The 13,198-nt window shown below is 47.6% G+C and carries 13 protein-coding genes; 7 read left to right on the forward strand and 6 right to left on the reverse strand.

Annotated elements, in window-relative coordinates; all coding sequences use genetic code 11:
• The first annotated feature begins 4 nt into the window (after nucleotides 1-4).
• Complete coding sequence (locus BLU47_RS14700; protein ID WP_176780447.1) at nucleotides 5-154, forward strand: hypothetical protein; 150 nt, start codon at nucleotides 5-7, stop codon at nucleotides 152-154.
• Between the two features lie 26 nt (nucleotides 155-180).
• Complete coding sequence (locus tag BLU47_RS04250; RefSeq protein WP_091958860.1) at nucleotides 181-612, forward strand: biotin/lipoyl-containing protein; 432 nt, start codon at nucleotides 181-183, stop codon at nucleotides 610-612.
• Nucleotides 613-677: 65 nt separating this feature from the next.
• On the opposite strand, the gene panD is transcribed toward BLU47_RS04250, so the two are convergent.
• Both panD and panC read right to left on the reverse strand, forming a co-directional pair.
• The gene (gene panD, locus BLU47_RS04255; protein ID WP_091958863.1) at nucleotides 678-1,022 is read right to left on the reverse strand and encodes an aspartate 1-decarboxylase; all 345 of its coding nucleotides are present in this window, start codon (nucleotides 1,020-1,022) and stop codon (nucleotides 678-680) included.
• 36 nt (nucleotides 1,023-1,058) lie between these two features.
• The gene (gene panC / locus BLU47_RS04260) at nucleotides 1,059-1,910 is read right to left on the reverse strand and encodes a pantoate--beta-alanine ligase (protein WP_091958975.1); all 852 of its coding nucleotides are present in this window, start codon (nucleotides 1,908-1,910) and stop codon (nucleotides 1,059-1,061) included.
• A gap of 183 nt (nucleotides 1,911-2,093) precedes the next feature.
• On the opposite strand from panC, the gene BLU47_RS04265 reads away from it, so the two are divergent.
• From BLU47_RS04265 to BLU47_RS04275, 3 genes are read left to right on the forward strand one after another with little or no spacing between them, the layout of a single operon-like run.
• On the forward strand, nucleotides 2,094-2,891 hold the full coding sequence (locus BLU47_RS04265) for a glycogen/starch synthase (RefSeq protein WP_091958866.1): 798 nt from the start codon (nucleotides 2,094-2,096) through the stop codon (nucleotides 2,889-2,891).
• Nucleotides 2,892-2,947: 56 nt separating this feature from the next.
• A complete protein-coding gene (locus BLU47_RS04270) occupies nucleotides 2,948-4,402 on the forward strand; it encodes a DUF4270 domain-containing protein (protein WP_176780448.1) in 1,455 nt (484 codons plus the stop codon).
• Complete coding sequence (locus BLU47_RS04275; protein WP_091958872.1) at nucleotides 4,402-4,533, forward strand: dehydrogenase; 132 nt, start codon at nucleotides 4,402-4,404, stop codon at nucleotides 4,531-4,533. The genes BLU47_RS04270 and BLU47_RS04275 overlap by 1 nt, the downstream gene beginning before the upstream one ends.
• A gap of 21 nt (nucleotides 4,534-4,554) precedes the next feature.
• Here BLU47_RS04275 and BLU47_RS04280 read toward each other — a convergent pair whose 3' ends face one another.
• On the reverse strand, nucleotides 4,555-6,879 hold the full coding sequence (locus tag BLU47_RS04280; RefSeq protein ID WP_091958875.1) for an ATP-dependent helicase: 2,325 nt from the start codon (nucleotides 6,877-6,879) through the stop codon (nucleotides 4,555-4,557).
• 470 nt (nucleotides 6,880-7,349) lie between these two features.
• Here BLU47_RS04280 and BLU47_RS04285 point away from each other — a divergent pair, with 470 nt between their 5' ends.
• Complete coding sequence (locus tag BLU47_RS04285) at nucleotides 7,350-8,858, forward strand: leucine-rich repeat domain-containing protein (protein ID WP_143025463.1); 1,509 nt, start codon at nucleotides 7,350-7,352, stop codon at nucleotides 8,856-8,858.
• A 604-nt stretch (nucleotides 8,859-9,462) separates the two neighbouring features.
• On the opposite strand, the gene BLU47_RS04290 is transcribed toward BLU47_RS04285, so the two are convergent.
• From BLU47_RS04290 to BLU47_RS04300, 3 genes are read right to left on the reverse strand one after another with little or no spacing between them, the layout of a single operon-like run.
• Entirely contained in the window at nucleotides 9,463-9,813 is a 351-nt protein-coding gene (locus BLU47_RS04290; RefSeq protein ID WP_091958881.1) for a DUF4293 domain-containing protein, read from the reverse strand.
• A 6-nt stretch (nucleotides 9,814-9,819) separates the two neighbouring features.
• Nucleotides 9,820-10,161, reverse strand: coding sequence for a DNA-directed RNA polymerase subunit omega (locus tag BLU47_RS04295; protein WP_091958884.1), 342 nt, complete (start codon nucleotides 10,159-10,161; stop codon nucleotides 9,820-9,822).
• Between the two features lie 58 nt (nucleotides 10,162-10,219).
• The gene (locus BLU47_RS04300; RefSeq protein WP_091958887.1) at nucleotides 10,220-11,047 is read right to left on the reverse strand and encodes an outer membrane protein assembly factor BamD; all 828 of its coding nucleotides are present in this window, start codon (nucleotides 11,045-11,047) and stop codon (nucleotides 10,220-10,222) included.
• A 116-nt stretch (nucleotides 11,048-11,163) separates the two neighbouring features.
• Between BLU47_RS04300 and uvrB the strand changes: the two genes are divergently transcribed.
• On the forward strand, nucleotides 11,164-13,185 hold the full coding sequence (gene uvrB, locus BLU47_RS04305; RefSeq protein ID WP_091958890.1) for an excinuclease ABC subunit UvrB: 2,022 nt from the start codon (nucleotides 11,164-11,166) through the stop codon (nucleotides 13,183-13,185).
• Nucleotides 13,186-13,198 lie beyond the last annotated feature (13 nt).

Raw genomic sequence — 13,198 nt, forward strand, 5'->3', positions numbered from 1 at the left:
TTGTATGAAGAACGAAGTTTATGCTGCCATAGCATTGGCACTGCATGAGTTCAAGGGCAACAACGTCCACGACAAGGAGCCTGGCATCATTACGATCAATGAGAAGCAGACTCAGTGGAATGGCTATGCCCAGACTATGACCGCACATCCCTGAAAAGGAAAACAAGTAAACAAGAAAAAATGAAGAAAGATTATAAGTACACTATCAACGGCAACAAATACGAAGTTGCCATTGGTGATATCACAGAAAACATCGCCACTGTGACGGTGAACGGTGAAGAATACAAGGTAGAAATGGAACCGGAACCCGTTGAGGAAAAGAAGGTTGTCGTTCGCCCTGTTGCTGCTCAGGCAAGTGAGCCTGCCAGTTCAAGTTCGTCAAGTGCTAATGTCAACACCAACAATGCCATCAAGGCCCCGCTGCCTGGCGTTATCACCGCCATCAACGTACAGGTTGGCGACGAGGTGAATGTTGGCGACACCCTGCTTGTGTTGGAGGCTATGAAGATGGCCAACAACATCGAGGCCGAGAAAGCCGGCAAGGTGACAGCAATCTGTGTAAAGCCTGGCCAAAGCGTCATGGAAGACGATGCACTGGTCGTGATAGAATAATCAACAACGATAAAAAAAGGCCGCTCGATGATTACCGGGCGGCTTTTTTGTTGATAGCACTCTGTTTACAACTTATTACCTTCTCCTGGGAAAACCACAGTAGGCTCAAACTGCTTGGCTTCCTCGAAATCCATCATTGCATAGGAGATGATGATACATACATCACCCACCTGCACCTTACGGGCAGCAGCTCCATTCAGACAGATACACCCAGAGCCCCGCTCACCTTTTATGATATAGGTCTCGAAACGCTCACCATTGTTGTTGTCCACAATCTGAACCTTCTCGCCGGCAATCAGGTTTGCAGCATCCATGAGATCCTCGTCAATCGTGATACTGCCCATATAGTTGAGATTAGCCTCAGTCACCGTAACACAGTGAAGCTTAGACTTCAACACTTCTATCATCATCTTTATCTTCTCTTTGACAATTTACGGTTTGACAAATTACTCCTTATACTTGATGTGGTCAATGAGTCGGATAGGTGTCTTTCCGCAGTAGACGGTGATACAGCCAACCACATAAGGGGTATCATCCCAATTTTCCACATCTTGCAACGTGTTTCCATCGACGATAGAGAAATACTCCACATCCAAACCATCCACCGCATTGATGTCAGCAACGACCTTGTCATGAGTCTCCTTCACCGTGTGCTTCTTGGCATAAGCCAGACTGGACTTCAACGCCTTGTAGATGTTCGGAGCGATAGCACGTTCCTCCTTGGACAGCAAGGTGTTACGACTGCTGCGGGCCAGTCCGTCATCATCACGGACAATGTCACATTCCACAATCTGTACAGGTATTCCCAGGTGGCGCACCATAGCCTTGACAACGGCTATCTGCTGCCAGTCCTTCTCTCCGAAATAGGCCCTTGTAGGCTTCACGATGTAAAACAGACGACTGACTACCTGACAAACACCATTGAAATGGCCAGGGCGATGGGCTCCCTCCATCACGGTAGACACCGGAGGATATTCGAAATGACGGTTATCTGGAGTTGGATACATCTCCTCCACAGAAGGAGCCAGCACATAGTCTGCACCACACTGTTCAAGCAGTTGGCAGTCGGCTTCCAACGTACGAGGATAGTTCTTCAGGTCATTCTTGTCATTAAACTGTGTAGGATTAACAAACACAGAAACTACTGTTATCCCGTTCTCGGCAACACTACGTCTTACGAGTGATGCGTGTCCCTCATGCAGGGCGCCCATTGTAGGAACAAGCCCTATTTCCTTTCCTTGCTTGCGGTCGTCAAACAACTGATTTTGCAGATCCGCAATCTTATTAAAAACTTTTATCATTGATGCATTAACGATTTTCGCATTGTCTCTTAGCGGGTGCAAAATAACAACATTTTTATCAAATAAGGAAAAAATATCGTGAAAATATGCCAAATTCAAGCCTAAAAAAACTAAAATATGCACGTTTTTGTGGTTTTGTGAAATAAAATTCGTATCTTTGCAAAGGTTAAATACTATAATATGGCAAAGAAGATACTGTTCATCAATCAAGAGATTGTTCCCTATGTACCCGATAGCGACTTGTCACTTATGGGAAAAGCACTTCCCCAGGCTATGCTGGAGAATGGGCACGAGATTCGCACGTTTATGCCCAAATGGGGTAATATCAATGAGCGTCGCGGTCAACTGCATGAGGTGATACGACTCTCAGGAATGAATCTGATTATCGACGATACCGATCACCCCTTGATTATCAAGGTGGCTTCCATCGCCCAGACACGTATACAGGTCTATTTCATTGACAATGACGACTATTTCTCAAAACGTCAAATGACGGTCAATGAGAATGGCGAAGACTACGCTGACAACGGTGAGCGCGCCATCTTCTTTGCACGTGGTGTCCTCGAGACGGTAAAGAAACTGCGTTGGGTGCCCGACATCATCCACGTCCAGGGATGGATGAGTGCCATTGTTCCCCTCTACGTGAAAACAGCCTATCATGAGGAGCCCTCTTTCGCCAGTACGAAGGTAGTCACCTCGCTATTCCCCACAACGATGAACTCGCAGCTTGACGAGAACTTCAAGCAATGCATTGAGTTCCGCGACGCCAAGGCTTCGCTGCTGAAAAACTACAACGACCGGTTCGACTTCGAAGAGTTAAACAAACTGGCTATTGATTACAGCGACGGCGTGATAGCAGCCCATCAGAATGTCAGCGAGAGCCTGATGAAATATGCCGCTGACAAGAACATCCCAACCCTGGCCTATCCCGGAGAGGATTTCCAGAATGCCTACGAGGAGTTCTACGAGAAGATATAAAAGATATCATACAACATATTCAAGGATAATATCATTAAGATAAAGACACTTCAATGATGAGAAAACTGATTCTTGCAGCGATTGCGCTCACGACAGCGGCAATCGTTTCATGTAGTGACAATACCAGCACATTAGGCAACACGCTGACCATAGAGGCAGACCAATATGACGTGCTGACGGACACCTTTGACGTGGCTACCCGCTCCATCAAACTCGACTCCGTACTGTCCAACAGCGTTTATAGTTACCTCGGTCGACTGAAAGACCCAGAGACGGGTTCCTATATCACTAGCGACTACATGACCCAGTTCAACATACTGGACAACCAAGCATCTAAACTGTTCCCCGACGTTGACGAAATGATAGAAAAGGGAGCCGAGTTCCCGGGATATGCCGACTCTTGCTATGTCTCCATCGTTATCAACAGCTATCAAGGCGACTCGCTGGCTGCCATGAAACTGAGAATGATGGAACTGGGCAAGCCCGTGGAAGAAGGGGTTATCTACTACACCAACTTCGATCCTGAGAAGAAAGGCTATATCCGTCAGGACGACTATGCCATTGAACAAGACTACGTCTACTCGATGGTCGACCTGACTAATAGTGACAGTCTGCGCAACGTTTACCGAACAAAAGGTTATTACGAAAGCATTGACGTCCCCTTGAACAAGACATACATCGACAAGGATGGCAATAGCTATATGAACTACGGTACTTATATCATGGAGACCTATTATAAGCATCCGGAGTATTTCAAGAATTCCCAGACCTTTATCCGTAAGGTATGCCCGGGGTTCTACTTCAAATGCATTGACGGACTGGGCGTTATGTCGGAAGTCGCCTACACCCAGCTAAGGGTTTTCTACCACTACTCCATCGGTGACGTAATCTACTCAGTAAGCCGCAATTTCAACGGAACGGAGGAGGTATTGCAAACTACCCATATCACCAACGACAAGACACGCATCGACCCCTTGGTTGAAGACGACGAATGTACCTATCTGAAGACGCCTGCGGGCATCTGTACGGAGGTTACACTGCCCGTCGAAAACATCAAGATGGGACATGAAAGCGACTCACTGACCTCTGCACGCATCGTTTTCAGCCGAATGACGGAGAAGAACGATTTCAGCGACTATGTATTGGAGGAGCCCACCAACCTGCTGATGGTGCCAAGCGACAGCCTTTACAGCTTCTTCGAACGTAACGGCATGCCCAACAACAAGACATCTTATCTGGCCACGTTCAACTCAACGTACAAGACCTATACATTCAACAACCTCTCCGCGCTGATTAACCACATGTGGGCACAACGCAACAAGACGCCCAACTGGAACAAGGTGATACTTATTCCCGTACAGGTGGAGACGACAGGTTCTTCTACAACAACGACAACTGTGGCTACCGTTTCCAACGAGATGAACATCAACAGCGTAAGACTGGTAGGCGGAAAAGCCAACAAGCACCAGCCCGTACGCATCAGTATCATCTACAACAGAGGATATGACTGATGGCAGATAATTTCCTGGAAAAGCACTACGAGGAGTACGAAGCGCGCAAGGCAGCCTATCTGCGTAAGAAGAAGCATCTGCCCAAAATAAAGCATCATCTTCCGGAACGTCCAGAGGATGATGCCTTATAGTATCTGACTCCTAGCGGTTGCCTATCCGACAATCGTATATTTCGCAAACTTCAAGAGCAGTTGCTTTGTGCCTGCATTCTTGAACTCCACGGTGGCTTTGGTGTTCTCGCCTGAGCCTTCAATCTTTATCACCCTGCCAATGCCAAAACGCTGGTGCTCAATGACGTTACCTTCTTGCAAGCCAATATTGCCGATGGCTGACTGGGCGCGTGGCGCCTCTTGACGGACAGGCACCAGACGAGGTTTCGGTTCTGCCATAAACTGGGTGGCAACAGGGCGTGGGTTCTGAACGGGACGACGGTAACTTGCGGAACTGCCAAAGCTCGGTGCTGTCGTACGGCTGCTCATACCAGGCAAGCCCGAATTTCCTTCTACCCGCAGCAGACTCGGGTCAATATCCTTGATGAATCGCGACGGGGTGTCATACTCCATCTTACCATAGCGAAAGCGGTTCTGCGCACAGGTCAGAATGCAATGTTTCTCCGCACGCGTGATGGCCACATACAGCAGACGACGCTCTTCCTCCAACTCACGGGCAGAGTTCACACACATGGGTGACGGGAAGATATTCTCCTCCAAGCCGACGACAAACACAGTAGGGAACTCCAAGCCCTTGGCTGAGTGAATGGTCATCAACGTCACCTTAGGCTGTTCCTCGTCACCCTCACTGTCCAGGTCGGTCAGCAAGGCCACCTCCTGCAAGAAGTCACTCAGTCCCAGTTCCTCCTCGCGGCCTTCCTCTCTGCGACTCTCCACAAAGTCCTGCATACCGCCCAGGAATTCCTCCAGATTTTCCTGTCGCGACAAGTCCTCCGGGTTGTTCGAGCTATAGATATCCTTGCTGATGCCACTCTCCATAATGATGCTGTGACCCAGTTCGTAGGCATCCTCTTTATCAATGCGCTCACGCCATCCCTCTATCAGCTGTTTGAACGCCTCCAGTTTCGTCAGCGTTCCCTTGGCCAATTTCAAGTCGAAGACGATTGGCTGACTGATGACCTGCCACAGGCTGACATTGTTTGCGTTGGCTGTCTCTACAATCTTACCCACCGTTGTATCTCCGATGCCACGAGTCGGATAGTTGATGATGCGTCGCAAAGCCTCCTCGTCATTGGGGTTTGCCACCACGCGGAAATAGGCTATCACATCCTTGATCTCCTTGCGCTGATAGAAGCTCAAGCCTCCATAGATACGATATGGAATACCATCCTTGCGCATCTGTTCCTCGAACGAACGGCTCTGGGCATTCGTACGGTAGAGAATGGCAAAATCACTATACTCACACCTATCCTGCCTGCGTAACCGTTTGATATCGTTGCACACGATGATTGCCTCCTCCTTATCGCTGTAGGCGGGTTTCAAGGTCAGGCGCTCGCCCTGTTCATTCTCGCTGAACACATCCTTGTGAATCTGCCGTTCGTTCTTGCGTATCAAGCTGTTGGCAGCCTGCACGATAAGTTGTGTCGAACGGTAGTTCTGTTCCAGCTTATACAACTTCGCACCATTGTACTGCTTCTGGAAGTCCAGGATATTGTCAATGTTAGCCCCACGGAAACTATAGATACTTTGTGCATCGTCGCCAACCACACAGACGCGTCCATGCTCCTTGGTCAGTTGCAGCACGATGGCCTGTTGCGCAAAATTCGTATCCTGATACTCGTCCACCAGCACGTATTGGAATCGCTCCACATACTTCTGGCGAATGTCCTCGTGGTCTCTCAGCAGCACGAAAGTATATACCAGCAGGTCGTCAAAGTCCATCGCATTCGCCTGTCGGCATCTTTCCGCGTACCTATTATATATATTAGTCACCATGGGGCGCTTATGCTGAATATCATCCTTCGACCACGAACTGACGGCATACTGCTGAGGGAGCAGCAAGTGGTTCTTCGCCATCGATATACGGTCAGCCACCGAAGCAGCCTTGTACACCTTGTCGTCAAGTTGCATTTCCTTGATGATGCTCTTCACCAGCGAACGAGAGTCCGACTGGTCATAGATAGTGAAATTGGAGCCAAAACCAATCTGCTCAGCCTCAGCCCTCAAAATGCGGGCGAATACCGAGTGGAACGTTCCCATCTGCAGACGCATAGCACGCTCTTGGCCAACCAGTCTGCCTATGCGCTCCTTCATCTCACGTGCGGCCTTGTTGGTAAACGTCAGCGCGAGAATATTCCACGGAGCCATATTGTACTGCGCTAGCAAATAGGCTATCTTATACGTCAGCACACGCGTCTTTCCCGAACCAGCACCGGCAATCACCAGCTGTGGACCGTCGCAATATACCACCGCCTCCCGCTGACTCTCGTTCAGTTGCGCCAACAAACTATCATCGAAATCTCCCATACCTTTTTTCTTTTAGCCCACAAATTTACAAAGAATCCATGAGATAACCAAATTTGTTTTCAGTTCTTCACTTACTTAATTCATCAATATGCCAAATTTTTGCATTTTGCCATATTACCATATTTTTCATCAAATTCTTTGCCGTTCCAGAATCTTTTACTATCTTTGCAAGCAGAACAATAATGTTTAACCCCTAAAACGATAGTTGCCTATGGGCTGAAGAAAGATATAAATTTAAAAAGGACATATAGGATGAATATCCACTTTTAGATTCTTGTTGTTCGAAATCGGCAAAATTTCACAAACAGTTTCAAGAACTGAAGTTGGAGTTCGCGCCTGATGGCGTGGGCTTTTACTCGTTTAAGAAACTAGGTGTTTGCCGATACCTGAACAACGTAGACGAAGTAAGTAGTCCACGTTTTCTTTTTGTATATATTCAATCTAAAAACAATATTAAAACTATGATGATTATGAAAAAACAACTACTTTTACTCGCTATGATTTTGCTACCTTTGGTGGCGAATGCTCACGACATTGAAGTTCAGAATGCCGATGGTGTGACTATTTATTACAACTACACTAATAATGGTACGGAACTATCAGTCACCTTTAAGGGGGCTAAATACAATTATTATTCAAACGAATATCAAGGCAATGTTGTTATCCCTGAGGAAGTAAACTACATGAACAGGACACGCAAGGTGACGAGCATTGGAAATTCTGCGTTCTCTGATTGCTCTAGCCTTACCTCTATCACCATCCCCAATGGTGTGACGAGCATTGGAGGTAGTGCGTTCTCTGGTTGCTCTGGCCTCACCTCCGTCACCATCCCCAACAGTGTGACGAGCATTGGAAATAGTGCGTTCTCTGGTTGCTCTGGCCTCACCTCCGTCACCATCCCCAACAGCGTGACGAGCATTGGAAATGATGCGTTCCATGGTTGCTCTAGCCTTAACTCCTTCACCATCCCCAATAGCGTGACGACTATAGGAGAACGCGCATTCCATGGTTGCTCTAGCCTTACCTCTTTAACCATCCCCAATAGCGTGACGAGCATTGGAGATCGTGCGTTCGAGGGTTGCTCTGGCCTTACCTCCGTCACCATCCCCAATAGTGTGACGTTCATCGGAGTTTATGCGTTCAGTAATTGCTCTGGCCTCACCTCTATCACCATCCCCAACAGTGTGACGAGAATTGGATATTATGCGTTCAGTAATTGCTCTGGCCTTACCTCCGTCACCATCGGCAATAGTGTGACGAGCATTGGAGATCGTGCGTTCGATGGAGTCGATATTCCAACTATCATTTCTCTGATAGAGAATCCATTTAAGATAACAGGAAAGACATCGGATTATAGAACTTTTACACAAAACACATTCAATAATGCGACGCTGTATGTTCCGAAGGGTACTATAGATAAGTACAAGGCAACTGATGGTTGGAAAGACTTCCTGTTTATTGAAGAAGGAACGGGCGGTGGTGACACACCAACTACGCAGAAGTGCGAGAAGCCTACCATCAGCTATGAGAATGGAAAACTAACGTTTAGTAGTGCTACAGATGGCGCCGTCTGCCAATACTCCATAACCGATACGGACATCAAGGCTGGAAGTGGAAATGAGGTGCAGCTAAACGTCACTTATACCATCAGTGTCTATGCCACCAAGTCGGGCTACGACAACTCTGAAACAGCAACGGCTACCCTTTGCTGGATAGATGCTACACCACAGACGGAAGGTATCACCAACGGCATCGCCAACATCCCTGCCCAGGCTGTACTGATTCAAAGTGAGGGTGGAGCCATTCACGTGCAAGGTGTAGATGAAGGCACGCAGGTCAATGTATATAGCGTCAATGGCACTCAGGCTGGTTCAGCTATCAGTCAGAGTGGTGCAGCAACTATCAATACGAACCTACAACCTGGCTCTATCGCCATCGTAAAGATTGGCCAAAAGAGCGTTAAAGTCGTGATTAAGTGAGAATAAAGCAGAGCTCTGGGTCGTGATTAAGTAAGAGAAGAACCAACATTTCTCCGAAAGTAATTTCAATTACTCCGAATAGAAATTAAATTTCTCCAAAAGTAACGAAAATTACTTTCGGAGAAATAGAAATTTCAATTTTACCCTAACATCCTAACCTTTTTGCGTCAAACCACGATATACAGGGTGTTTGAGCACGTTAGGGACAAAGGGTTGTCCCTAACCTCTCCCTAACGTTTTTGCCTCTGGAGACTCACATCATTGAAACCCCAAGGTGAAAATGTAATAGGTTACCCAAAATGTGAGGGAGACGTTAGGGAGAACTAAAAAGGGTAACGTGGTTCAAACGCCCTGTACATCGGCATTTGAGAGGGGTGACGTTAGGGTGTTAGGGTAAATTTGAAAAAACTTTTTTCTGCGTCGAATAAGGGACACTTATTGATCAATAAGGAACGGTTATTGCAAAATAACCTTGGGTATTAATGGTAGCCGGGAGTCCGTAGGCTTCGGACTCTCAGTCCGAGCCGTTCGGACTGGCAGTTCGTCGGGACGGACAAAAAAAAGAGGCTGACTCAATGTGGTCGGCCTCTTTTGTGTATCAGTTTTATCGAATGCGGTCAGCTGAGCGGACTAGCTTTTCATCTGCAATGATGCCTCGTCGTGCCAAGAAGCACAGGATGGCTGCAATGATGGGGAAGCAGGCTGTGATGGGCAATTGCTCGGCGGCTTTACCTTGCTGGATAAGCGCTGCCAATGCAATGTACCATGCGAAGTTGGCAACGATGCTTACCAGACAGAGGGTGGCCTGTCGCTTGCGGTTCTTATAAAGGAATATGGCGTAGAGGGCTATAGCCGATGCGAAAATCTGTATCACGAAAAGGGGCCATGCCTGAAAATGTACCATTCCCAAGATAACGGCAACGAGCAGGAATAGCGTTTGCTTGCGCTGTATCATACCGGATTAGTCGTTAGCTTGCATTTGAGCCTCATGGGCAGGATCACGCCAATAAATCTTGTTCTCTACAAACTCTTGCGTTGCCAGGAGTGATGGTTTCGGCAGCTTCTCATAATAGCGTGAAATCTCTATCTGTTCGCGGTTCTCGAAGACCTCCTCGAGAGAATCGTTATAGGAAGCGAACTCTGCCAGTTTCTTTGACAGGTCTTCCTTGATCTGAATGCTAATCTGGTTGGCACGCTTAGAGATAATGGCGACACTCTCGTAGATGTTGCCAGTCTCTTCACAAAGATCCATAATGTTGCGGGTAACGGTGTTTACCGGTGCTTTTGATTTCTTGTAATCCATCTTTATTATTTGTTTGACTATTTACGTTTTGACTATTTTCTGTTGTCACTTTAACCATTTAATCGCCGGTGATGCGCTTGCATTTTGCGATATATTTCTGAGCAGTTTCACACTCCTTGGAATCGGGAAACTCGTTGAGGAATCCGTAGCACTCATCCTCAGCCTCACGATAGCGGTCTATGCGCTTTTCCTCAGAGCTATTCTCAGCCAACTGGTACTTGCTCTTCATGATGAGGACGGAGAATTTCTCGCGCAAATCCGTATAGGGATAAGCCTTGAGGGCGTTCTGAGCCGTGATGATACATGACTCGTAGTTCGACTCGGTATTGGAGTTGATATTACCGAAATAACCACCCAGGTTGTAATAGAGCTTAGCTGACAGATATTCCTTTTGAACCAAGTTGTCCTGCAAGACGAAAAGATGCTGCTGGGCATCTTCACGGCGTGGAGAGTCAGGATAGTTGTCAATGAAGTTCTGGTAGGCATTGATAGCAGCAATCGTAGGACTCTGGTCCAAACGCGGCTCGGGAACATTCTCGTAGAGAGACTGACCGATGTAGAAAGAAGCCTGCTCAGCAAAGTCGCCCTTGGGATAGCTGCTGTAATACTTTCGGAAGGTGGCACTGGCAGCATCGTAGTCGCGGTTGCAGTATTGTGCCATTCCCAGCATATAAAGGCTCTCCTGGGCATTTCCACGTCCTTTCTGGACGGTGACCAGTTCTTGCAGCAAGGCAGCACTCTGCTGGAACTTACCCTTGGCATAGCATTCTTTGGCATATTCGTACTTATAAGCGTTGTCGGCAACCTTATAAACACGGTTAAACTCAGTAGCACATCCAGTAAACAGGACAGCCATGCAGAGCGTTATGATATTGTTCTTTTTCATCAACAATCGATTTTGACGTGCAAAATTAATCATTTTCCCGCGAAAAGCAATGGTTTTTTGATAAAAATTAGGGAAATTAGCAGCGAATTAGGATATTTTTCGTACTTTTGCATGATATGAACTTTCAATTAACATCAAAATACAAACCCACAGGTGACCAACCGGAGGCCATCCGTCAGCTGACTGACGGACTGGAACGGGGTGACAAGGCACAGGTATTATTGGGCGTGACGGGATCAGGCAAGACCTTCACGGTGGCCAACGTGATAGCCAACGTGAACAAACCGACGCTCATCTTATCGCATAACAAGACGCTGGCAGCCCAGTTGTATGAAGAGATGCGAGGATTTTTTCCGGAGAATGCAGTAGAATATTATGTCAGTTATTATGACTACTATCAACCGGAAGCTTATCTGCCTACGACTGACGTCTACATAGAAAAAGACTTAGCCATCAACGAAGAGATAGACCGGCTAAGACTGCGCGCCGTAAGTGCCTTGATGTCAGGACGGAAAGATGTCATTGTGGTATCTTCGGTTAGCTGTATTTACGGAATGGGGAGTCCCGTTGCGCTCAACGAGAACATCATCGAGATTCATCGTGGACAGATTCTAGACCGCAATGCGCTGTTAAGAAAATTGGTTACTTCGCTTTATGTCAGAAACGACCTGGAACTGAAGCGTGGAAACTTTCGCGTGAAGGGTGACACCATTGACATTGCAATAGCCTATAGCGAAGTGATTCTACGTGTCACATTCTGGGATGACGAGATAGACATGATAGAGGAACTGGACAGCATGACCATGCAACGCATGGCGTCTTTTCAGGAATACAAGCTATACCCTGCCAACCTCTTCATGACCACTCAAGAGCAAACGAACATCGCCATCCGGCATATACAGGACGACCTGGTGAAGCAGGTGGCCTTCTTTGAAGAACAAGGTGATTCGCTGAAAGCCCAACGCATCAAAGAACGTGTAGAGTACGACATGGAGATGATTAAGGAACTGGGGCACTGCTCTGGTATCGAGAACTATTCACGCTATTTTGACGGTCGAGAAGCAGGAGAACGCCCCTATTGTCTGCTGGACTTCTTCCCCGAGGATTACCTGATGGTCATTGACGAGAGTCATGTCAGCGTGCCGCAAATCAGTGCGATGTATGGAGGCGACCGGGCAAGAAAGACCAATCTGGTAGAATACGGATTCCGACTGCCCGCAGCCTTTGACAACCGTCCACTACGTTTTGAGGAGTTCCAAGAGATGACGCACCAGGTCATCTACGTCTCAGCAACACCCGCAGACTACGAACTGAACGAAGCCGAGGGTGTGGTGGTAGAGCAATTAATACGTCCCACAGGACTGTTAGACCCCATCATCGAAGTTCGGCCTACAGAGAACCAGATTGACGACCTGATGGACGAGATACAGACGCGTATCAGCAGGAAGGAACGCGTGCTGGTGACGACGCTGACCAAGCGCATGGCCGAGGAGACCAGCGAATTCTTACTAAACCACGGTATCCAAACGGCCTATATCCACAGCGAGGTCAAGACGCTGGAACGAGTACAAATCTTAGAGAACCTGCGTAATGGCACCTACGACGTATTGGTTGGTGTCAATCTGCTGCGCGAGGGACTTGACTTACCCGAAGTGTCACTCGTTGCCATCCTTGATGCCGACAAAGAAGGTTTCTTGCGCTCACATCGTTCGCTGACACAGACAGCAGGACGAGCAGCCCGCAATGTCAACGGCAAGGTGATCATGTATGCCGACAACATTACAGCATCCATGCAGTTGACCATTGACGAGACCCTGCGCAGACGCTCGAAGCAGATGAAGTACAACGAGGAACATGGCATCACGCCTACACAAATCAAGAAGGCGCTGAACACATCACTTGTTGAATTAGAAAAACAAGCCAACGGTCAGAAACCAGAGACAAGCACGAAGAAAGCCACGGTCACCTTTGCTGCCGACCCGATTATTGAGCGCATGACACGCCAGCAACTGGAGAAGAGCATCAATGAGACGACCCGACTAATGAAAGAAGCAGCTAAAAACATGGACTTCCTGCAGGCTGCCCAGTATCGTGACGAAATTGTACGGCTGCAGCAAGAATTGGAGCTGAAGGATTAAAAAAATAAAAAAA

Source organism: Prevotella sp. tc2-28 (assembly GCF_900107705.1).
Lineage (GTDB): Bacteria > Bacteroidota > Bacteroidia > Bacteroidales > Bacteroidaceae > Prevotella.